Origin of the sequence: Aquirufa regiilacus, from assembly GCF_032470275.1 — a bacterium.
GTDB lineage: Bacteria > Bacteroidota > Bacteroidia > Cytophagales > Spirosomataceae > Aquirufa > Aquirufa regiilacus.
The window spans coordinates 151,290-173,558 of the sequence record NZ_JAVNWW010000003.1 but is presented as its reverse complement, the minus strand read 5'-3'; the positions used below and the strand labels follow the sequence as shown (position 1 = coordinate 173,558).

At 43.7% G+C, this 22,269-nt stretch carries 16 protein-coding genes; 10 read left to right on the top strand and 6 right to left on the bottom strand.

Annotation, left to right across the window (positions count from 1 at the left end):
* Window positions 1-399: 399 nt before the first annotated feature.
* From PQG45_RS08230 to PQG45_RS08220, 3 genes are read right to left on the bottom strand one after another with little or no spacing between them, the layout of a single operon-like run.
* A complete protein-coding gene (locus tag PQG45_RS08230; protein WP_316070677.1) occupies window positions 400-1,617 on the bottom strand; it encodes a glycosyltransferase family 4 protein in 1,218 nt (405 codons plus the stop codon).
* Window positions 1,614-3,098, bottom strand: a complete 1,485-nt coding sequence (locus PQG45_RS08225) for a lipopolysaccharide biosynthesis protein (RefSeq protein ID WP_316070676.1) — start codon at window positions 3,096-3,098, stop codon at window positions 1,614-1,616. The genes PQG45_RS08230 and PQG45_RS08225 overlap by 4 nt, the downstream gene beginning before the upstream one ends.
* A 30-nt stretch (window positions 3,099-3,128) precedes the next feature.
* The gene (locus PQG45_RS08220) at window positions 3,129-4,226 is read right to left on the bottom strand and encodes a glycosyltransferase (RefSeq protein WP_316070675.1); all 1,098 of its coding nucleotides are present in this window, start codon (window positions 4,224-4,226) and stop codon (window positions 3,129-3,131) included.
* Between the two features lie 55 nt (window positions 4,227-4,281).
* Between PQG45_RS08220 and PQG45_RS08215 the strand changes: the two genes are divergently transcribed.
* A complete protein-coding gene (locus PQG45_RS08215; protein ID WP_316070674.1) occupies window positions 4,282-5,223 on the top strand; it encodes an NAD-dependent epimerase/dehydratase family protein in 942 nt (313 codons plus the stop codon).
* Here the strand turns inward: PQG45_RS08215 and PQG45_RS08210 are convergent.
* A complete protein-coding gene (locus PQG45_RS08210) occupies window positions 5,210-6,322 on the bottom strand; it encodes a tetratricopeptide repeat protein (protein WP_316070673.1) in 1,113 nt (370 codons plus the stop codon). The genes PQG45_RS08215 and PQG45_RS08210 overlap by 14 nt on opposite strands.
* 92 nt (window positions 6,323-6,414) lie before the next feature.
* Between PQG45_RS08210 and PQG45_RS08205 the strand changes: the two genes are divergently transcribed.
* The 6 genes from PQG45_RS08205 to PQG45_RS08180 are packed head-to-tail and all read left to right on the top strand — an operon-like array spanning window position 6,415 to window position 12,708.
* The gene (locus PQG45_RS08205) at window positions 6,415-7,653 is read left to right on the top strand and encodes a M16 family metallopeptidase (RefSeq protein WP_316070672.1); all 1,239 of its coding nucleotides are present in this window, start codon (window positions 6,415-6,417) and stop codon (window positions 7,651-7,653) included.
* A gap of 2 nt (window positions 7,654-7,655) precedes the next feature.
* A complete protein-coding gene (gene ispF, locus PQG45_RS08200) occupies window positions 7,656-8,135 on the top strand; it encodes a 2-C-methyl-D-erythritol 2,4-cyclodiphosphate synthase (protein WP_315577125.1) in 480 nt (159 codons plus the stop codon).
* A gap of 4 nt (window positions 8,136-8,139) precedes the next feature.
* Entirely contained in the window at window positions 8,140-10,389 is a 2,250-nt protein-coding gene (locus PQG45_RS08195) for a RelA/SpoT family protein (protein WP_315577126.1), read from the top strand.
* A gap of 50 nt (window positions 10,390-10,439) precedes the next feature.
* Window positions 10,440-10,925: a Fur family transcriptional regulator gene (locus PQG45_RS08190; RefSeq protein ID WP_315577127.1), complete on the top strand. Its 486-nt coding sequence runs from the start codon at window positions 10,440-10,442 to the stop codon at window positions 10,923-10,925.
* Window positions 10,926-10,949: 24 nt separating this feature from the next.
* The gene (locus tag PQG45_RS08185) at window positions 10,950-12,230 is read left to right on the top strand and encodes an adenylosuccinate synthase (protein WP_315577128.1); all 1,281 of its coding nucleotides are present in this window, start codon (window positions 10,950-10,952) and stop codon (window positions 12,228-12,230) included.
* A gap of 1 nt (window position 12,231) precedes the next feature.
* Window positions 12,232-12,708, top strand: a complete 477-nt coding sequence (locus PQG45_RS08180; RefSeq protein ID WP_316070671.1) for a hypothetical protein — start codon at window positions 12,232-12,234, stop codon at window positions 12,706-12,708.
* 131 nt (window positions 12,709-12,839) lie between these two features.
* Here PQG45_RS08180 and tsaD read toward each other — a convergent pair whose 3' ends face one another.
* A complete protein-coding gene (gene tsaD / locus PQG45_RS08175; RefSeq protein ID WP_315577130.1) occupies window positions 12,840-13,838 on the bottom strand; it encodes a tRNA (adenosine(37)-N6)-threonylcarbamoyltransferase complex transferase subunit TsaD in 999 nt (332 codons plus the stop codon).
* A gap of 31 nt (window positions 13,839-13,869) precedes the next feature.
* On the opposite strand from tsaD, the gene PQG45_RS08170 reads away from it, so the two are divergent.
* Complete coding sequence (locus PQG45_RS08170; RefSeq protein WP_316070670.1) at window positions 13,870-18,345, top strand: translocation/assembly module TamB domain-containing protein; 4,476 nt, start codon at window positions 13,870-13,872, stop codon at window positions 18,343-18,345.
* Between the two features lie 388 nt (window positions 18,346-18,733).
* On the opposite strand, the gene PQG45_RS08165 is transcribed toward PQG45_RS08170, so the two are convergent.
* Complete coding sequence (locus tag PQG45_RS08165) at window positions 18,734-19,675, bottom strand: hypothetical protein (protein WP_315577132.1); 942 nt, start codon at window positions 19,673-19,675, stop codon at window positions 18,734-18,736.
* A 117-nt stretch (window positions 19,676-19,792) separates the two neighbouring features.
* Between PQG45_RS08165 and nadB the strand changes: the two genes are divergently transcribed.
* Both nadB and PQG45_RS08155 read left to right on the top strand, forming a co-directional pair.
* Complete coding sequence (nadB, locus tag PQG45_RS08160) at window positions 19,793-21,370, top strand: L-aspartate oxidase (protein WP_316070669.1); 1,578 nt, start codon at window positions 19,793-19,795, stop codon at window positions 21,368-21,370.
* 177 nt (window positions 21,371-21,547) lie between these two features.
* A complete protein-coding gene (locus PQG45_RS08155) occupies window positions 21,548-22,267 on the top strand; it encodes a hypothetical protein (RefSeq protein ID WP_315577134.1) in 720 nt (239 codons plus the stop codon).
* Window positions 22,268-22,269: the final 2 nt, after the last annotated feature.

The window sequence follows — 22,269 nt, the reverse complement described above, 5'->3', positions numbered from 1 at the left end:
TGGTCGTCAGACTAAATTTTCCAGGTCCCCAGGTTAAAACCTCTAGAGCCCCAGGTTGAAACCTGGGGTTAATAATTGATAACCCTAGGCTTTAGCCTAGGGCTCAGCCGAAGGCTGAAAAGCGGGATGGTCGTCAGACTAAATTTTCCAGGTCCCCAGGTTAAAACCTCTAGAGCCCCAGGTTGAAACCTGGGGTTAATAATTGATAACCCTAGGCTTTAGCCTAGGGCTCAGCCGAAGGCTGAAAAGCGGGATGATCGTCATACGAAATTTTCCAGGTCCCCAGGTTAAAACCTCTAGAGCCCCAGGTTGAAACCTGGGGTTAGAAATGCATGGAATCGACGCTCCGCGTCTCAAACTTTGGCAAACCTGTAAGGATTGCCAAAGAGCGACTAGTGACTAGTGACTAGCGACTGTACGCGATTGCGCAGCAATCGCGTACTTAAACGCCTCCATGTAATTCCCTAATACCGTATGGATATTGATTTCGTTTTGGATGATTTCTTGGGAACGCCTGCCCATGATTGCGATTTGATCAGGATTTGCAAAGAGTTTTTCGATGACGCTTACTAAACTATCCACCGAACCAGACTCGAAAAAGTGTCCATTATATCCTTCGCGGACCAATCGTTTTTCTGTGCCATCTGCTACAGAACAAACGACCGGTTTGGCGAAACACATCGCCTCATTGATGGATAAACCGCCCATGCCGGCCAAGACATAAATGCCCGACTCACATGTTATTTGGCCTAATTCACGCATGTCATAAATGCCTCCGTGAAATTTAATAAAATCGTAGCCGGTTGCTTGCGCTTTTAAGGCCTCTAACTCAGGTCCATCACCTACGATGCTGAGTTCTGTCTGGGGGTACTTCTTTTGCAAAGCAATCGCTGCTTCGATTAACACGTCTACTTGCTTCCATTTGACCAGCCGACCAATGTGTAACAAACGAAAGGAATTCGATTTGACATCTTTCAAGGCTTCAACGTGTTCAAAAATCACATCCGTATCCGGCGAATTTGCCGTCACGAAAACCTTCTCCGCAGGTACACCATAGGACGCATGCATCGCCACCGCCTCATCCAAATAGTTTATATGCGCATCCACCAAATTGCTAAAAAGCCGACGGGTCTCGCGTACAATCATGAATTTGAAACGCGCCAACAACGATTTATTTTGTTGGTGCGCCTGATTGTTCTCCGTCACACCCCCACCATTCAAATAATAGGAAATCGCCTGATCGTAATGTGGAACCTGAAAAGGAATCTCTTTGGAAACCAATGCGACATTGTTTCGGCGCAAGAAATTATACCAACCGGGGTAAAAGACAAAGGCTGCCTGGTAAGGCCAGTTGACCATCAATACATCCGGTTTTTCCTGCAGGATTAATTCCTTCAAACCTTTGAAGAATTTCTTGCCGTAATAAGTCGTGTATTCTTCTTGATAAAAAACCTTGAACTCGATGCCATCTTTGCTCTCGAATACCCCTGCTCCTAAGGTGGCTCCTTTGGTAGATGGAACGACCACACACACCTCAACCCCCATTTCCTTTTGGAGCTTATTCAATACCAAATTGTAATAATGCGGCAAACCTCCCGCCAAAGACATCAACTTCATTTCTTTAATTTATTTTCAATCAATTGGCGAATGTCGGGGGATAAATTGAAGGCCCAACAAGCCAAAAAGAATAGCACCGTAACTGCTGTGGAACGTATCCCCACATTCAAAAACCAATTGTCGCTAAACACGGGGATCGCCAAAACGATGTAGCCAATCACGATGCTACACAGGATAATCCCAAGCGTTTTGATATCAAAAGGCTGCATGCCCATTTTGTTCCAAAGGAAAAAATACTTGATGGCATTGTAACCGCCTAGGGCAATTAGTGAAGCGAGCGCCGCACCGTTATACGAATACATCGGGATGAAAATCAAATTTCCCACGACAATTCCGATCGCTAAAATCAGGTAAAACACGAGGTCGTAGCGGTAGTATTTGGAATTGATTAAAATCTCGGAGTTTAAGCCGGTTCCCATGTCGATGACCTTGCTGATCCCCACCATCAAAACCACCCACTTCCCGGCCTCATAGACCTCGTGATTAGGAATGATTTGGTAGATGAAATCCAGGTTACACCAGATGCCTAAGAATAGAAAACAGCCAACTAATAACAGATTAGCCGATGATTTTTTATAGATGTCGGCGATTTGTGCATGATCCTCCCGCTTCCAAGCCTGTGCCAAAATAGGCGTACTAATCGCCGCAATTACATTCCGCGGGATGGCAATCATCAAGCCCATGCGTGAATTGATGTCAAACACGGCCGTCGTTCCCAAACCACCCGCATAGGCTGGCAACATAATTTTCTCCACGTGTTGAATCAAGGTGAAACTCGCGCCGGCTAAAATAACCCAACCGCCGTATTGCAACATTTCATTGAATACGGGTTTACGCAGAAAAGAGAAGTCGAAGCGCGTATAGAAACGTCTTAATTGTTTGATATAGATCAACAATCCGATCACCGCGAACGCATAGGAAAGTGTGATGCCTAGGACCAATTGGTCTAAATTCAAATAGCCCAAGCCAAAGCCTAAGATCAAAGCTGAGTTAGATAGGCGTAACAACAATTCACGAATAATCGCTGGAACCACAATCCGCAAATGCACCCGGGCATAAGCTTCCAAAATAGCCATGTACAGAAAACTGGCTGTCAGTGGAATGATGTAATAAAAATAGCGCGGCAATAACGGTGATGTATCCGCGTATATGCTGTGAAACGTTTCGCGTAATCCGATGTACCCCAAGGTAAATAGACTCAAACCAAACAGCGGCGAAATCAATAAGAAGGTAAAAAAGCCATTATGGCCATTTTCCGGATCATCGAAATGCGGAAAGAATCGAACCGCTAGTTGAGGAATTCCAAGTTGGGTAAAGGACGCAAAAATCAACGGAATGCTGACCAAAGCACCTGCGATTAGGCCTACCTCATCCTGATTTAAAAATTGATTGTACAGGAAAATGACATTGAACGTCCCGATCGCCGTCCCCAAGTAGGTGACGATGGAGGCTTTAAGACTTTGCCGTATGACGATTCCCATGCATTATTCGAATAAGGGACAAAAATACACTTATTTTAAAATACTTTTGATTTTTTGACTGAGCTTGACCACATCGTATTTTTCAGATACATGTTTGCGGGCTGCAGCGCCCATATTTAGGGCTTCTGAGGGATTTTGCGCGAAGTAAATACAAGCTTCCGCCATGGCATCAATGTCATGTTCATCGGTTAAAATACCGGTTTCTTGCTCAATTACCGCATCCGGAATTCCCGCATGTCGGGTAGAAACTGTCGGCAGGCCACAGGCAGCCGCTTCTAAAATCGCGACAGGTGTTCCTTCGGAATCTCCTGCAGCTGTGATGATGGAGTGTTGGATGAATACATGCGCCGACTGCAATAATGGCAAGTATTCGTCTTGGGATTTGGCACCTAAAAAGAATACGTGATTTTCTAACTGGTTGTCCGCCACATAAGCTTTCGCTTCCTCCCACATGGGTCCGTCGCCCACCATCAATAAACGCGCGTTGGGAATTTGTTGGAATACCTTTGTAAATGCACGCAGGCTATGAATCGGTCCTTTTTTTTCCGCAAAACGTGCCACGGAAATGAAGGTAAATGCATCCGATTTTGAACCTGCCGGTTTGAACTTTGCTGTATCCACCCCGCAAGGAATGAAATGTAAATTATTTAAAGGACCTGCAATCGCTTCCAGATTTTCCCGCATGGATTGTGCCACTACAATAACCGCTTGTGCTCGCGGCAACATGTCCTTGTATGCAGCATGGTATTGCGTCAGCGTCTTTTTCTCATTCGCATCAAATCCCAAAAACACAATCGAATAAGGGATATTCGCAGCGATACAGGCCTCGTAGATATTCGCGCCCAAAGGACCGTAATTCGCGAGAAATGCATCGATTTGATTCGTGCGCAGGAACTTGATTAAAAAATGCTGATAGATCTTTTTGAAAAAAACTGGAAATAGATTCCGCAAGGTACCACGAACGATTAATAGCGATAATGGGAATGGGTATGTGGACTTTCCGCTGTAGGTTCTACTCGGCAACCATCCCTCATAAAGCACCTCCGAAGGGGCTAATTGCTTGATTTGCTCGTCGATAAAGGTCTCGGAATAAGAATGGAAATTCGATCGGGCAATCAGCAAATTCATGGTAGGGCTATATTTTATACGAATTTACCCTATTTTTGCTTCACATTAAAAGCGCATGGATAAAATTCTCGTTGTTGGCGGTGCCGGATTTTTAGGCTTTAATCTCTTAGATTATGTCCAGCAACACATGCGTGAGGGTGCACCTGAACTGGTCGTATTAACTCAAAAAATTCCCGAAACTTCGATTCATTTTCCCGATGTTTTATTTGTGGAAGGGGATTATTCCGATGTAAAAACCTTGAATCATTTGTTTGAAACACATCGTTTTACGCATGTTTTTCATTTTGCAAGTTCCATCATTCCGGCCCTTTCGACGCAAAATATTCAACGCGACGTGGAGACAAATTTATTGCCCACCATCGGTTTGATGGAGGTGATGAAGCAACATGAATGCTCGAATTTATTGTATCTGTCTTCGGGTGGTGCGGTGTACGGAAATGAATTGCCGACGCATAAAAAGGAGTCGCAGGCCTGCCAACCGATTAGCTCGTATGGTATTATTAAATTGGCCGTCGAGCATTACATTCGTTTATATGCCAATTTATATCAGATCGATTATTTGATTTTACGCTTGTCGAATCCTTTTGGTTTACATCATCGGTCAGCGACGCAGGGTGTAATGAATATCGCCATTCGGAAGGCATTGTGCGGGGAAAGTTTAGTCGTTTGGGGTGATGGTTCACAGGCCAAAGATTACTTGTTCGCGGAGGACATTTCGCGCGCGATTATGGATTTATTCAAGGCTCGTGTTAGTAATCAAACCTTGAACATTGGCTCGGGTCAGACGATGTCATTGCTCGAAATTATTGCCTTGGTTAAAAACCGATTACCCCATTTTCAGGTGGAGTTTATGGAGGCGATGCCAACGGACGTCCAACAAGTTTCCTTGGATATAACAGCTTTGCGTAAACATATTCCGTTTGAATTGACTCCCATCGCGGAGGCCTTTGAAAAAACCTTTGCTTATGAGCAAGCGGTTTTAGCTAGCGAAGATTAAGCAGTCTTTTTTGTTCCTCGATGGAGTTTTTGTACTCGACAAATTCCCCCGCTTTTTTTGCAAAGTGGATGGCCTTCGACTTATTACCTTTCCGATTTTCAAGTCGGGCTATTCCTAACAAGGCAAGGCCATGAATGTCTTTGGTAAAACGTTCCTCCCAGGGATGTGCGATCCCTTTGGCATAATAAGCTTCGGCTAAGGCATATTTTTTGTTCCCAAATTCCTCGCGTATGCCTCGGAATACATGTGCCGCTCCTTTGAAATAGGGGGAATTGATTTTTTCCAATTGGTCGATATAGGGGTCAGCCGCTTCGTATTGTCCCGCAAGTGTCAATAATTCAGCGCGTTGTAAGATGTACCAATGGTTATTTGGAAACTGTTGAATCAATTGTGTGTTGTAAGGCAAGCCTTTTTGAGGTGTGCCTTCGTATTTATTGAACACGTAACTATAATAGAATAAGGACTCATTGCGTACAAAAATCGTTTTGCGCGTTCCCGCCTCGAGCATGGCCAAACCAGTTCGTTTATTTCCTTCTTCGAAAAAGAACATCAGGGGTTTGATGATGGGGTGGAGGTCCGGATACGCTACGCGATAATAGTTGTAGATACCCGAGGAATACAAAAACTCCGGTTGGCGTTCTGTATTCTTAATCCCTATTTTCATAAAGGAATAGGCTTTTCGTGCGTAGGAAACCGCCTTCATGAAGTTTTGATTGTCGGCCTCGTAGGCCGCTAAAAATCCCAAGGAAGCCGTGCAGAAAAAGGATGCGTCTAGGTCGTTGTTGTTTCGGTCAAATGCCTCTTGCGCTAAATTATAGGCCAATTCTAGGAAGGCCAAATAGGCTCTGCTTTGTGCGGGATGATCTTTTAATGGGAAAAATTGCTGCTCATACTGCATGGCCGATAATAAATAGCCGGCTGGATGTTTGGGATGCGTAGCTTTGATCGCGTTGAAATTTTCCGTCGATTCTTTGAAATTGTATTGGTATAAGTGGTTCAATCCCTGCGAGATAAGACTTCTGGAAGAAGGATCCTGCAGGAGTTGGGCCGGACTCAAAAACGTAAGACTTGAAAAGAAGAAAAATAAGACGATGCGCATCAGTAAATATTGGTCTGTAAAAGTAGGAAAGTGGTGTGGTTTTTAGGCCTAATTTTTTACTTTTGTTTCTATTTAATTTTCGAACCCGCCTCATGATATCCTACCAACAATTCACCTTATCGAATGGTCTACATGTGATTGTACATGAGGATCACAGCACAACGCTTGCTGTGATGGATGTCATTTACAATGTAGGCTCTCGGGATGAGGATTCGGAACGGACGGGTTTTGCCCATTTATTTGAGCATTTGATGTTTGGCGGGTCGGTGAATATCCCCAATTATGACGCGCCATTGCAGTCGGTGGGTGGCGAAAACAATGCCTTTACAACCCCAGATTTAACGAATTATTACATTTCCTTGCCTTACCAAAATTTGGAGACGGCGTTTTGGTTGGAGTCTGATCGCATGTTGTCATTAGCCTTCAATCCTCAATCCTTGGAAGTGCAGCGCAAAGTCGTCATCGAGGAATTCAAGCAACGCTATTTGAATCAACCGTATGGCGATGTTTGGTTGAAATTTCGTCCGTTGATTTACCAGCAACATCCGTATCGCTGGGCGACAATCGGTAAAGAAATTAAACACATTGAGGAGGCTACCTTGGAAGATGTGAAGGCATTTTTCCAAAAGCATTATGTGCCGAGCAATGCCATTTTAGTGGTTGCGGGAAAGGTGGATTTTGAGGAGGTGAAAACACTCGCTGAAAAGTGGTTCGGGCCGATCGCAGGAGGCGTGAAACCGGTGCGGAATTTGCCTGTGGAGCCAGTTCAGGATGAAGACCGACGAATGGAAATCAAGGCCGATGTGCCTTCCAATCGAATTTATATTGCCTACCCAGTGGTGGGACGTTACGATTCAGGTTACCACGCGATTGATTTACTTTCCGATTTATTAGGGCGGAATGAGTCATCCTATTTATACAATGCCTTGGTGCAAGACCAGCGGATTTTTGATTCGTTGCATGCTTCTTTGACGGGTTCCATGGATCCGGGTTTACTCGTTGTTTCGGGTCAAGTTTGCGAAGGGGTAGATGTCGCGCACGCCGAAATGCTTTTGCTTGATGCCATACAAGATTTTGTTCAAAATGACATTAATGCGGAGGGCTTGCAACGTGTGAAAAATCAGGCGGAGGCGTCCTTGGTATTCGGGGAGGTGGAGGTATTGAATCGAGCAATGAATTTAGCGATGGCGGCGAATGCGGGGAATGTGGATTTTGTGAATACGGAAGCAGCGCATATTGCAGCTGTTTCGTTAGAAGAAGTACAAGCATGGGCAAATAAACTGTTTGTTCAAGGGAAAAAGAATACATTGCTTTATCTAAAACAAGGATAATCATGAAAATACGTGTAGGACAAGGGTATGATGTACATCGTTGGGTAAAAGGCCGACCGTTTATTTTGGGCGGAGTGGAAATTCCCAGTGATTATGGGCCACTAGGCCATTCGGATGCGGACTTAGTTTGTCATGCCTTGTGCGATGCGCTCTTGGGCGCTGCGAACATGCGCAATATCGGTTATCACTTTTCGGATAAAGATCCGATGTGGAAGGGCGTTGCGTCAACCTTATTGTTAAAAAAAGTGCTCGAAATGATTCGTGAAAAAGGCTGGGAAGTGGGCAATGTGGACGTGACGGTGGTGTTAGACCAACCGAAATTAAACCCACATATTCCTTCGATCAAGGAAAATTTAGCCATTGTGATGGAACTCGACATCGATCAAATTTCGGTCAAAGCGACAACTTCAGAAGGTCTAGGTTTTGTAGGAAGACAAGAAGGGATTTCGGCGATGGCCGTAGCGTTAATTCAAGCGAAATAAAGCCATGAAGATAGATTTAGAAGCAGAACGTCTGGAAATATTAAAGCGTTATCGCAAGCTTTTGCGTACGGCGAAACCGTATTTAAAAGACGATGATGCCAAAGAAATCAAGAAAGCATTTTTACTTTCTGCCGAGGCACATAAAGAAATGCGTCGTAAATCGGGGGAACCGTATATTTATCATCCCCTAGCAGTTGCGCAAATCTGTGTGGAGGAAATCGGCTTAGGACCTACATCAATCATCGCGGCTTTGTTGCATGATGTGGTGGAGGATACGGATACAACTTTGCAGGAAATCGAAAAGATGTTCAATCCTAAGATTGCACAGATTATTGATGGCTTGACGAAGATTGCGGGGACGTTTGAGTATGGGACGTCCCAACAAGCCGAAAATTTCCGGAAGATGTTATTGACGCTCTCGGATGATATTCGGGTAATTTTGATCAAGCTAGCCGATCGTTTGCATAACATGCGGACGCTCGAAAGCATGGCGAAGGAAAAGCAATTGAAGATCGCATCCGAGACGATTTATCTTTATGCTCCTTTGGCCCACCGTTTGGGTTTGAATGCCATTAAAACGGAATTAGAGGATTTAGGTTTGAAGTTTACGGAGACGGAGGCTTACAAGGAAATCGCTCATAAGTTGATGGAGAATAAGCAAAACCGCGAGAGTTTTGTGGATCAATTCATTCGTCCGATCAAGAAATCCTTGGATGAACGGGGGATGAAATATACGATCAAGGGCCGACCGAAATCCATTTATTCCATTTACAATAAGATTAAGAAATCGAACACACCGTTTGAGAAAATCTACGATTTATTTGCGATCCGGGTAGTATTGGATGTGCCAGTCGAGCGAGAAAAAGGGGAGTGTTGGGAGGTTTATAGTATCGTCACCGATCATTACCGACCTAATCCAAGTCGTTTAAAAGACTGGGTTTCCACGCCTAAATCGAATGGTTACGAGTCCCTGCATACGACGGTGATGAGTATGCCCTTTGGCAATGATAAAGAAGGTCGCTGGGTGGAGGTGCAAATTCGTACGAAGCGTATGGACGAGATTGCGGAGAAGGGAGTTGCGGCCCACTTTAAGTACAAAGGAACGGATACGCGGACTTCGCAGGCGTTTGAATCTTGGTTAAGCCAGGTTCGGGAGGCCTTGGAAATGAATGACAAGAGCCAATCAGCCGTTGAGCTAGTTGACGATATTAAAAACTCACTTTACCACGAGGAGGTATTTGTCTTTACTCCCAAAGGAAAACTTGTTGTTTTGCAAGCGGGTGCAACGGCCTTGGATTTTGCCTTTGAGATTCACTCGGAGGTGGGTTCACATTGCATCGGAGCCAAAGTAGGTGGCAAATTGGTGCCACTTTCGCATAAGTTAAGCAATGGAGATCAGTTGGAGATCCTCACATCCTCCAAGCAAAAGCCATCTGAAGATTGGTTGCGGATTGTGACTACCACGAAGGCCAAAGCACGTATCAAGGATTGCATCAAAGAAGACAATAAAGGTTATCTGATTCAGGGGCGAGACGTTGTGGAGGCGCGCTTAAAGCATTTGGGTTATCCGAATTTAACTTTGGAATTGACGAATCAGTTGCGGGCATATTTCAATGCGAAGGATGCCAATGATTTGTTCTATCGATTTGGCAAGGCCTATATTTCAGTTGACCAGTTGAAGCACTGGAAGTCCGACAAGGAAATGCATGAGCGGAAGCAAGCGGAGAAGTCCATCAAGGCACCGATTGTGGATAGCAAATCCTTTAAAAAGGAGATGCAGCAAGTGGAAAAGAATCGCAAGGAGTCGGATATCTTGTTGATCGGCGAGGACATGGACAAGGTAGATTATACCTTGGCGAAATGTTGTAACCCGATTTCCGGGGATGAGGTGTTTGGATTTGTGACGATCAACGAAGGAATTAAAATTCACCGGACGACTTGTCCCAATTCGCCGGAATTATTGTCTCGACATGGCGATCGGGTGATTAAGGCACAGTGGACAAGTCAGATTCAAATGTCCTTTGTGGTGGAGTTGACCATTCGCGGAATCGACCGAGTTGGTTTGGTGAATGATGTTACACGTGTTATATCGGATGAGTTGAAGGTGAACATTACCGCCTTGTCGATCGGCGTAAAAGATGGCTTATTTGAGGGTAAGATTTCCTTGATGATTCAGGATACGTCGCATTTGGAAAACTTGGTATCTGAATTGGAAATGGTCGCGGGAGTTATTGAAGTTGCGCGGGAAGATTAAGTAGCATATTTCCGTTTTTTTTGCTTATTTTACGTTGTTTTTTTTCAATAATGTCTGCAGCCATAGAGAAGTTCGATTCGGTTAAAAAGATTTTCACAGCTTATTTAGAAAATAAGGGTCTGCGGAAGACGCCGGAGCGTTTTGCTATTCTGGAAGAGATTTATTTGCGCGATGATCACTTTGACGTGGAGGAGTTATATATCTCCATGAAAAACAAGAAATATCAGGTTTCGCGCGCGACGGTTTACAATACCTTGGACGTGTTAGTGGAGTGCGATTTGGTCGTCAAACACCAATTTGGGCGTAATCAAGCGCAGTTTGAGAAATCGTATGGCCGTCGGCAGCATGATCATTTGATCTGTACGGATTGTCACAAAGTGACTGAGTTTTGTGATCCGCGTGTGCAGACGATTCAAAGTTTGGTTGGTGAGATGTTGGAGTTCAATGTCATGCACCATTCCTTGATTTTTTATGGGTCATGTACAAAGAAAAATTGTGAGTCGCGGGATCAATACCAGGCTCAATCACACGAGTAATTATTTATCATTTATATTCATATTATGGCAGTTGATGTATTATTAGGCTTACAATGGGGTGATGAGGGGAAAGGAAAGATTGTGGATGTTTTGGCACCTCGTTACCAGGTAGTTGCGCGTTTTCAAGGTGGACCTAATGCGGGCCATACACTTGAATTTGATGGTTTTAAGCACGTTTTGCATCAAATCCCGTCGGGAATTTTCCGTCAAGAAGTTCAGAATATTATTGGAAATGGAGTCGTGTTAGATCCGATTATCTTCAAAAAGGAGATTGATGGGTTGGCGCATTTCAATTTGGATTTACGCAAGAATTTAGAGATTTCGAAGAAAGCATCGATCATTTTGCCTACGCACCGTTTATTGGATGCTGCGTATGAGAAAGCGAAGGGCGATGCGAAGATTGGCTCGACCTTGAAGGGAATTGGGCCAACGTACACAGATAAAATTTCACGTCAAGGATTGCGCGTGGGTGATATGATTGCCCCAGATTTTTCTGCGAAATACAATGCCTTGGTGGATCGTCACAAGGCGATTTTGGATGTATATAAATTTGAATATGATTTAGCTGCCGCTGAGAAAGAATTCTTTGAGGCGGTTGCCTTCATGAAGGAATTCCATTTGGTGGATTCGGAGTATTCCGTGAATCATGCGATTCAGGCGGGTAAAACGATTTTAGCTGAAGGTGCGCAAGGTTCTTTATTGGACGTTGATTTTGGTTCGTATCCATTCGTAACCTCATCGAATACCATTACGGCGGGAGCTTGTACAGGTTTAGGTGTTGCGCCAAAGAACATCGGTGAGGTATTCGGTATTTTCAAGGCTTATGCAACACGTGTAGGTTCGGGACCGTTCCCAACGGAATTAGAGGATGAAGTAGGAGAGCGTATGCGTCAAGAAGGTCGTGAGTTTGGTTCGACGACAGGACGTCCTCGTCGTTGTGGATGGATCGATTTGCCAGCCTTGAAATATGCGATGATGATCAATGGAGTGACTCAATTGATTATGATGAAAGCGGATGTCTTGAATATTTTTGAAGAGATTCAAGTTTGTACAGGTTATGAAATGCCAGATGGTACGATTACGGATCAAATTCCATTTGAGATTACGGATATCAAAGTGAAGCCGGTTTATGAAACCCTAAAAGGATGGAATTGCTCGTTAGAGGGTATGCGTCGTTTTGAGGAATTGCCAGCTGAACTTTCGGCGTATATTAAATTTTTAGAGACACATTTAGATTTACCGATCAACTTTATTTCAACAGGCCCGGATCGTGAGGCTTGTGTGTTGCGCGGTTCATTAGCTTAAGATGACAGAAGGTATTGATTTAGCTGCTTTGTATGAGAATGAGGTGATCTATTGGGTTACGTGGGAACGTCCATTGGAGCAGCTAGATCAAGCACCTGTTATGCCCGAAGAGGAGGTGGTTGAGGTAGGAGTTCCTTCCATTGAGACACCTTGGTTAGTCATTGGTTCCATCACGGAGGCAGAGAAATCCCGATTGCAATTGATCTTTTCGGCGCCGCCATTGACTTTGCCGCAAGGGGATTGGTCGATTTTAGATGCCGATCAAATTCAAGTTTCCTTGGAGGAATTTGTGTCAAAAACAGCGCCAACCCGTTATATATTCTTGGGAGAGCAAACGCTTGCCGGTTTGCAAGCGAATCAAATTCATCAGCTGGGCACGAGTAAAGTGTATTATTTCCCGCGTTTGATTTCGACCTTGACAGATGCGGAGAAAGCCTTGAAGATGGAATTCTGGAATGCGTTGAAGGCTTTGGTGTAGCGATGCTCCGCTTCGGTCCCCAGGTTGAAACCTGGGGTTATTAACCTATTTTTTAGCCCTAGGCTTCAGCTTAGGGAATCGGCGCAAAAGCGCCTCAAACTTTGGCAATCCTGTAAGGTTTGCCAAAGAACTCACAGCGAGTACCTCGCCAAAGGCGTCACATCCTGATCCGTAAATTCACTTGCTTCGTATTTAAATTGGCCAGCCATGGCGATCATGCCGGCATTATCCGTGCAATATTGAAATGCTGGGATAAAGACATCCCATTGTTCCTTTTCACCCATTTCTTTCAGTCGGCTGCGGAGGCCCGAGTTGGCCGAAACGCCACCCGCGATGGCAATTTGCTTGCAGTTTTTCTCTTTCATCGCCTTCTTCACTTTTCGTAACAGCATATCGATGAGGCTTTTCTGAACGGACGCACAGATATCAGCCTTGTTCTCTTCGACAAATGCGGGGTTTTTCTGCGTTTCTTTTTGAAGGAAATAGAGAATTTGCGTCTTGATTCCCGAGAAAGAAAAATTCAATCCCGGCATTTCACCTAGGGAAAATGGAAAGCGGTCGGGGTTACCTGTTTGCGCTAATTTATCAATCAAGGGTCCACCCGGATAAGGGAGGCCAATGAGCTTTGCGGTTTTGTCAAATGCTTCGCCAACGGCATCATCTTGTGTTTCGCCGATGACCTCCATGTGGAGTGCATCTTTGACCCAGACCAATTGGGTATGTCCCCCGCTAACCGTTAGGCAAAGGAAGGGGAATTGTGGTTTGGGTTCTTCAATGAAATGGGCCAAAACATGCGCTTGCATGTGATTTACCTCAATTAAAGGGATGTTCAATGCCAAGGATAAAGCCTTCGCGAAAGAGGTCCCCACGAGCAGTGCACCCAATAAACCAGGACCCCGTGTAAAGGCAATGGCATTCAGGTCATTTTTGTTTATATTTGCTTTTTGCAGAGCTTCCTGTACGACAGGTATGATCGCTTTTTGATGTTCTCTGCTAGCTAACTCCGGAACCACGCCTCCCCATTCCGTATGGATGAGTTGGGTGGAGATAACGTTTGATTGCAATACTCCATCGACCATGACGGCGGCAGAGGTTTCATCACACGAAGATTCGATGGCTAGTAAGTTCATTGGATGCAAAAATAAGGCAAAAAAAATAAACATGGTAAAATACCTAAAGATCCTAGCCAAATCAGTCCTTTACGGGTTGGTAGGAATCTTTTTGCTCATTTTTACCTTCATTTTGCTCCTGCGGGCACCGACCAATCAGATGTTATTGGCCAATTATTTCAAGCCGATCATTCAGCGTGAATTGGGTTATCCGGTTGATCTCAAAGGCATTCAAGTTAAATTTTTTGATGAATTAAGTATTTCAGGACTTCGCGTTCAGGATCCTTGGGGCAAGGAAATGATTTACATCGAACATCTCGACGTAAATTTCAGCATCAGCGATCTCTTTTTAGGTGGCGATAAGCCGACCCTGGATTATGCCCGTTTGCTGCGCCCTAGGGTGCATTTGGTGCTGGAGAAAAAGAAAGGGCAAGTGAACCTAAATCACTTCATTGATCAGATTATCGCTTGGGTTAATCGAATTTCGCCGGGGCCATCGAAGGGTTCCACAACGTTCATCATTCGGGAAGCTGAGGTTGTGGAAGGACAATTTTTGCTGGACGATGAGCAGGTTCCTTCTACCGGGACGTCAACCCATTTTGATTTATCCCATTTTGCGATCAGCCATATTAATTCCAAAGTAAAACAGTTTTATTCCAAAGGGGATACCATTGGATTGGAAACCGTTGGGTTTAAGGCACAACACGAAGCGACTCGTCTGCAAGTCAAGCGAATGAATACGCTTTTCATGATTTGCGATAAGCAAATGCGCTTCGATCGATTGGATTTGAGCGTCAATGATTCATACATAGCCAATCAGTTTTTAGTGAATTACAAGCATGTAGAAGATTTAACGCAATGGTTTGATAAGGCGAATATGCAGGCCAACCTAGTCAAAACGCGGTTGAATTCGAATGATGTCGGCCGATTCATCGAAGCCATGTATCCATACAAAGGTGTCTATCTGGCTCAAGGAAAATTGTCGGGAACGGTTAGAAAATTGGCCTTGAAGAATTTCCAATTGGGATTTGGTACCAAAAGTGTACTTCGCGGTGATTTTTCATTCAAGGGTTTACCCGAGATTCCAAAGACCCAAATGGATTTCGTGATGCGTAATTCGCTGTTTATTCCTCAAGATTTGGGCGTATTTATCTCGAAACCTGCCGCAGATAAAATGCGTATTTTAGGGCCTGTTTCTTTTTCCGGTAAGTTCAACGGAACGAACATGAATTTTCGGACATCAGGTCAAGCGAACACGGGTTTAGGTTTCATGGAAGGGGATGTTTCGATGCGCTTAAAGGATTCGATGGCCTTTTCGGGTTATGAGGGTCGGGTAGCTTTGCGGAAGTTTAAATTAGGGAAACTGCTGGTGCTGGAAGAATATTTAGGTACGATCGATTTGGCTGCTAAAATCAAAGGGACCGGCTTTTCAAATCAGTCGGCGAATGTCGATTTCGATGGCATGATTTCGGAGATTAACTTCAATCGCTATGCCTACAAACGTGTCAGTTTAAAAGGGAATTTACAGAAGCAATTGTTCAAGGGGACCGTTGCTGTGAAAGATTCACATTTGGTTGCGAACATGTCGGGGGAAATTAATCTCCGACAAACGAAACCCACGTATCAATTGGATGGGAAAGTCGAACGAGCAGATTTGGCGCAATTACATTTCACTAAAGAGCCTATTCGCTTGAAATCAGGATTTGAGATTGATTTCGCGTTAAACACGTGGGATGATTTAACCGGCCGAGGATTCTTCCAGGATGTCTATATTCAAAAGCCCAAAATGGAGGATTTGGCCATGGATATGGTGACCTTCAATGCGGATTTCCGAGCAGGTGCTAAGCGACATTACGTATTAAATTCTCCTTTTGTATCGGTGGAAGTGAATGGAGATTTTGTGCCTAGCCGACTGCAATCCGAATTAGGGCAATTGTGGGAAGAGTATCAATTGTATTTTCAGAAAAATGAACTCGAACGGAATGCCTATTATGCCAAAAAGGTGCATGATACGGACAGTCGGTATGGTGCCGATTTTACCATCGTTTGCCACGATGCGGCTCCTTTGCTCAAGCGTTTTTACCCGTCTTTGGGCGTTGCGCACAACACTGTTTTTTCAGGAAATATTACCAAAGGGCGTAGTTTTCAAGTAAGTCTTGAGGCCTATCCAGATACACTTGTTTTAGGCGGTTATAAATTTTACCAATCGGTTTTCTCCTTCCAAAGTTCGAAATACTTGGGTGGTCCTGAGGTTTCGTCAAGCTTAATTTTTCAATCCCGCAAACAGCAATTGAACTTTTTAACGCCTACGGAAAACTTCAAGTTGGACGCCTTGTGGGATCAAGATCGCATTAATTTTGGCTTAGATTTCAAGCAACAAGGGGAGGAGAATATGGCCCATTTGGGTGGATTGTGGAGGTTTGAAAAAGATGGATTATCGTTGAAGTTCAAGGATTCCTATGTGCGTATTCTCGGGCAGGATTGGTCAATTGATCCTGAAAATCGGGTCCGGATTCAAGGGCAGGTTTTGCGTGCAGAACATGTGTTGATTTCGAATAAAAAGCAATCAATCGCCTTGCAGGGAAGTATCTCGTTGGACTCAACGGAAACCTTGAAATTGAAGGTGAATAAGTTTCAGTTGGGGACTTTAGCTCCGCTCTTTGCCACGAAGGTGCAAGGAGAAATGAATGCAGAGTTTAGTCTACAAAACTGGTATCAAAACACGCGGTTAGATTCTTGGTTATTGTTGGATTCCTTGCGTTTAGACAAGTTTTACATCGGCGATTTTCAGGGGGTAGGAACGTATGATGCTACTTCCCAACTCATGGATTTGAATTACCATTTAAATCGTTTGGGTGAATCCGTATTGTCGGTGAGTGGCACCTATCGTCCCTTTGAGGAGTCGGAGAAATTGAATGTTCGCGCCGAATTGAATAAGACGAATCTACAGATTTTGGAGCCCTTTGCGAAGGGGATATTCTCCGATTTGGGAGGGGATGCTTCCGGTGAATTGCACATAGGTGGTCGTTTTCAGGAACCTATTTTGGACGGTAAAATCATTGTGCGGAATGGGAAAACAACTTTTGATTACTTAAATACGCGGATACTTTTTGCGGATACGGTCTTGTTTAAATCGCGGCAAATCTTGGGTCAAAACTGGTTGTTAAAGGATCCCGAAGGGAACACCGCTCGGATGAATGCCCGTTTGGCTTTCCCGAAAATCAGTCCTTTTGAATTAGACTTAAAGGCAGATTTGAATCATTACAAACTGTTGAATACGGCGCGAACCTCCAAGTCCATTTATTATGGAACGGGCTATGCCACGGGGCCATTTGCCATACGGGGGACCTTGGATCAATTGGGTATATCTGCCGACTTAAAAAGTGATCGCGGGACTCGATTGTTTATTCCGTTAGACCGTGAATACGAGGAAATGGATCAAGGTGATTATGCATTTTATAGTCATACCTTAGCTGCTGAGGCCGAGTTGACGCAAAAGCCTTTGGTGAACCAATTGAAGCAAGATGGTATCACGATGGATCTTAATTTATCCTTGACTCCAGAAGCTTATGGGGAGGTGCAATTTGATGCCAAGAAGGGAGATATTATGCGCGTGTACGGTATGGGGAATATTAAGATGACCTTGGATAAAAAAGGTGATTTTAAGATGAATGGGGATTATGCGATTGATCAAGGAGACTATACATTTACGCTTCAGAATTTGATCAATAAGAAGTTTGCAATTCAGCGCGGATCTAAGATTTCCTGGAAGGGAGATCCCTTGGAGGCCAATGTTGATATTAAGGCGATTTATACGCAATATGCTTCCTTGTTCCCGATTTTGTTGGATACGACCAACAAAAGTAATATGCCGGAATTTAAGCGAAGATACCCGGTGGATGTGACGATCAATTTGCAGAATCGTTTGTTGTCGCCTAACATTACTTTTGATATTGGTATTCGAGATTACCCCAAAGATGTGCATTTGAATGGTGCCGTGACGGCCTTTGCGAATCGGATCAAAACGGATGAACAGGAGTTGACCCGTCAGGTAAGTAACGTATTGTTATTTGGCCAATTGGTTTCGCCGTTCGGAGGTTCGGGTATAGCGATTAGTAATTTGATGGGGAATTTCACGGAAATGCTCTCAAACCAGTTGAGTAATTTGGCGTCAAAAATAGATAAGGATTTGAACGTGGACGTGTATTTAGGCGGTGGCGTATTGAATCAAGATATTTTATCGAATTTGCAATTGCGGGCTTCTTACAATGTCAATGACCGACTTCGTATCACACGGAGTGGAGGATTTACCGATGCGCGAAATCAAACAAGTCCACAGTTATTATTGGGTGATTGGGCCCTGGAATGGTTTATGAATCGGGATGGTTCTTTGCGTTTGAAGACGTATAACCGCAACGTGCAAACCTCCCTTGCGGGGTCTTTAAACTCTTATCAAATCAATCAGACGATTGGGTCGAGTATTCTGTTTACGAAGAGCTTTTCGAAGTGGTGGTGGGAGAAGAAGTAAGCGTGGAGAGTTAAGAGGTAAGAGTTAAGAGTTAAGAGTGGAGAGGTAAGAGGTAAGAGTTTAGTGTTGAGTTTTTAAGTGGCAGGCACCATCTCGAAAAGTGTGTAAGTAGAAAATAGTGTTGGTTTCGGCCTTCACTATTTTTGTTTTTTAGCCCCTTTCTTTTGGCTTTGGTTTTTGATGGTTTTAGCGCTAGACTTTATCAAGCGTTCATCCGAAGCAGACCTTACTGCTGGGGGGATATTTTTCTAAAACCTTATAGGTGATAACCTCCCTTGAATCTAGAAGATGTTTGGTGGCAAACTTGAAAAGCATAAAAAAAGGTAAGAATTATGAATTGATTGCATCAACCCTTAACTCTTACCTCTTCACGCTAAACTCTTAATTCTTACTTCACTTCAAACGTTCCCGCACCCACGGTAAATCCTTCCGCGATTAATTCTACGGTGTATCTACCTGGTTTGTAAGCAACGCCACCACGTGGGTAAACAACGCTAACCTCTTGGTTGTCGTTTGTGTATGTGATTACTTGTTTCGTCGTGTAAATAACTTCTTTGCCATTCACGTTTACTTTTCCTGATCCGATTGCCTCGTCAGAAAGTGTAGCGCCTTCGCCATCGATCACGCGAACGTAAATTGTTTTGTTCTCTAATTTCGTGATTGGGTTGTTAGCCAAAGAGAAAACAACTTTCAATTTTTCAATTTTCTTGCCATTCAAACGAGCACGCTCTGTTTCTTTTCCTTTCGCATTAACAGCCAATACGCGTAAGTTTTGTGCTTTCAGTGCGGCAGCTATGCTAACCTTGCGCGCTAATTCTTTGTTCTTCGCAGCAGTTTCGTTTAATGTATCAGACAACGACTTGTTTTGCGTTTTTAAACCTGTATTCTCGTTGTTTAGGTTGGTATTTTGTGTCGTCAATACTTGATTGCTTTCAGTCAAAATGCCATTTTGTTTCTTCAATTCTACGATTTCGCCATCTTTTTGCGTTAAGACCAAATTGTATTCTTTGATTTTCGCTTCGTAAGATGCAATCGTTGCATGATTCGATTGTTTCAAGGATGATTTATCTTGCTCCAATTGAACTTTCAAAGCTTCTAAATCAGCTACTTGTCCACCTAAAGACTTGATTTCAGCGATTTTGGCATCTAATTGAGTCGAGATTGAATCCAATGATGTACGCGTATTCGCTAATTCAGTTGCTTTTTCTTCGATTGTTGTTGCTTGTTCGTTATTTAATTGATTCGAACGGAAATAGAGTACGCCTAGAACTGCAGTTAAGACTGCTAAAACAATCAGCGCAATTTTAGAAGTGTTGTTGGAAGATTCCATGTAGATAAGGTTGATTTTAAAGGGTTTAATTTTTTTCAAGCGCAAAACTACAATAAATTATCTACATTTCATTTCCAATGCGCTTTTTGGTTAATTTGCAGGAAAATCGAAGACAGGATGCCTACGTATGATTTTATTGTGATTGGTTCAGGGATAGCTGGTTTATCCTATACGGTGAAAGTTGCACAGCACTTTGCGGATCGAAATATTCCCATCAAGATTGCGCTGATCACCAAGACCATCGCCGAAGAAACCAATACCAAATACGCACAAGGCGGAATCGCAGCGGTTTGGGATACGGATGATTCCTTTGAAAAGCATATCGAGGACACCATGGTAGCGGGTGATTTCATCAGCGATCGTACGGTTGTCGAAATGGTTGTTCGGGAAGCACCGGAACGTCTTCGTGAATTGATTGCCTATGGGACGGATTTTGATCGTAAATCCGACGGCTCTTTTGATTTAGTTAAAGAAGGTGGGCATTCCGATAAACGTATTTTACATTACAAGGATTCGACAGGAAATGAGATTGAACGTGCGCTTTTAGCTAAAGTAAAATCCTTTGAATCGGTTGATTTCTTTACCCATTATTTTGCGGTTGATTTAATTACCCAACATCATTTAGGAGAAAAAGTAACGAAAGATACCCCAGGCAAACAATGTTATGGTGTGTATGTCTTGAATAAAAAGACCAAACAGGTAGAAACCTTTTTGGGAAAGACAACGCTTCTCGCCACCGGGGGAATCGGTCAGGTATACCAATCGACCACCAATCCAACCATTGCCACCGGGGATGGAATTGCCATGGCGTATCGAGCCAAAGGTTTTGTTCAGGGGATGGAGTTTATTCAATTTCACCCAACGGCCCTTTATAATCCCGGCAAGAAACCTTCTTTCCTGATTTCGGAAGCTGTTCGTGGGCATGGTGGGATTTTAAAGAACCAAGATGGGTCTACCTTCATGGAGAAATACGATGCGCGTTTGTCTTTGGCACCGCGGGATATTGTGGCACGTGCGATTGATTCTGAGATGAAAATTCATGGGGTCGACCATGTGTATTTAGACACGCGCCATATTCCCAAAGAAGAAATTTTGCAGCATTTTCCGATGATTTATGCGCATTGTTTGAAGGAATTGGGATTGGATATGTCGAAGGATATGATTCCGGTTGTTCCTGCCCAACATTACTTATGTGGTGGAATTATTGTTGATCATTTTGGTCAAACCAATATTGAAAATCTTTATGCAGCGGGTGAATGTTCGCATACGGGTTTGCATGGGGCGAATCGTTTGGCATCGAACTCATTACTTGAGGCGATCGTGTATGCCCACAATGCGTTTGAGAAATCAGTGAGTCAATATGGCACGCAGGTCCTGCCGGTGGGTATTCCGGATTGGGATGATGCGGGAACACGTAATCCAGAGGAGTTGGTTCTTGTGACAGAAATGGCCAAAGAACTGGAATCCATCATGTCGAATTACGTGGGGATTGTTCGCACGGACCGCCGACTGAAACGCGCATACGATCGTTTGGAGTTGATTTATTTAGAACATGAGGAATTATACAAGCAGTCGCGCATTACGGTTCCTTTGTGTGAATTGCGTAATATGATCAATGTTGCCTATTTGATCATCAAGCATGCACGTGCGCAGCGCCAAAACAAAGGCTTGCATTACAACATCGACTTGCGGTAAAAACTGGCCGTATACCCCGGCAGGGTTGTGCCCTCGTGGCAAACGTTTTTTTTCTCGTATTCGTATGCTTATTTTATCAAATTCTTGGTAAACTTTTTAAAACTCTTCAAATATCTCTATCTTAGCTACATATGAGTTAAAGTCCTATTGATTTTAATTCAATCCTAGTTCTGATAGATGAAATATTATAAAGCTTCGACGAAGCACCTATGTGGTGTTTGGTTCGTTATACTATACCTCGTTGTTGCGCCCTTTGTCGCGCAGGCACAATCCTGGAAATGGACCATCGGTTCGGCCATCACGCAATATCAATTCGAAAATTCTAAAGGTGTTCAGATTGATTGGATGAAACCTTCCTCTGGATTGCATGTTGAACTTGCCCACGAACATGTGTTGCTAGACACGGTTAGACTTATTTCGAAGTTTTCAAAATCCGCCATTTACTTTAGTAATCGGCCTAAGCTCGCCAAATCGCTGAGTTATTTTCATTATGCCATCGGCGCCAACTATCACCAGCTCAATGCCATCGGAGATGTGCAACAAATTGCTTTTTCTTACCAAACTGATTTTGTCGGGTTTTCTGCTTCTTTGGGTCCCAAATACACTTTTTACAAAGGTTGGAATCTGGGTGTAGCCGGAGTGCTGATGGGCCAACAGCTTATCGCGGGAAATCAATTGTTGTCAAACCGTTATTATCCTTTGACGGAAGATAGCCAGTTTAACAGCTTTAAAATATTTGCGGGTTACCAGATTGAATTGTCGAAGGCAATTAATCCCAATGTGCGAGCATTCGCTCAGGTTAGGCGGACGGCAAGTTTGTTTTCGCCTCAAAGTCCTACGGGGAAATTGGATTTATTACCCATGACGATTTCGATGGGTATTAGTTTGAATCGCTAAAC

Coding starts and splice junctions, on each gene's coding strand:
- PQG45_RS08225 (WP_316070676.1), bottom strand. CDS start 3,098: ATGGGAATCGTCATACGGCAAAGTCTTAAAGCCTCCATCGTCACCTAC.
- PQG45_RS08230 (WP_316070677.1), bottom strand. CDS start 1,617: ATGAAGTTGATGTCTTTGGCGGGAGGTTTGCCGCATTATTACAATTTG.
- PQG45_RS08205 (WP_316070672.1), top strand. CDS start 6,415: ATGATATCCTACCAACAATTCACCTTATCGAATGGTCTACATGTGATT.
- PQG45_RS08165 (WP_315577132.1), bottom strand. CDS start 19,675: ATGGAATCTTCCAACAACACTTCTAAAATTGCGCTGATTGTTTTAGCA.
- PQG45_RS08170 (WP_316070670.1), top strand. CDS start 13,870: ATGGTAAAATACCTAAAGATCCTAGCCAAATCAGTCCTTTACGGGTTG.
- PQG45_RS08210 (WP_316070673.1), bottom strand. CDS start 6,322: ATGCGCATCGTCTTATTTTTCTTCTTTTCAAGTCTTACGTTTTTGAGT.
- PQG45_RS08215 (WP_316070674.1), top strand. CDS start 4,282: ATGGATAAAATTCTCGTTGTTGGCGGTGCCGGATTTTTAGGCTTTAAT.
- PQG45_RS08180 (WP_316070671.1), top strand. CDS start 12,232: ATGACAGAAGGTATTGATTTAGCTGCTTTGTATGAGAATGAGGTGATC.
- PQG45_RS08195 (WP_315577126.1), top strand. CDS start 8,140: ATGAAGATAGATTTAGAAGCAGAACGTCTGGAAATATTAAAGCGTTAT.
- PQG45_RS08220 (WP_316070675.1), bottom strand. CDS start 4,226: ATGAATTTGCTGATTGCCCGATCGAATTTCCATTCTTATTCCGAGACC.
- PQG45_RS08185 (WP_315577128.1), top strand. CDS start 10,950: ATGGCAGTTGATGTATTATTAGGCTTACAATGGGGTGATGAGGGGAAA.
- ispF (WP_315577125.1), top strand. CDS start 7,656: ATGAAAATACGTGTAGGACAAGGGTATGATGTACATCGTTGGGTAAAA.
- PQG45_RS08155 (WP_315577134.1), top strand. CDS start 21,548: ATGAAATATTATAAAGCTTCGACGAAGCACCTATGTGGTGTTTGGTTC.
- nadB (WP_316070669.1), top strand. CDS start 19,793: ATGCCTACGTATGATTTTATTGTGATTGGTTCAGGGATAGCTGGTTTA.
- PQG45_RS08190 (WP_315577127.1), top strand. CDS start 10,440: ATGTCTGCAGCCATAGAGAAGTTCGATTCGGTTAAAAAGATTTTCACA.
- tsaD (WP_315577130.1), bottom strand. CDS start 13,838: ATGAACTTACTAGCCATCGAATCTTCGTGTGATGAAACCTCTGCCGCC.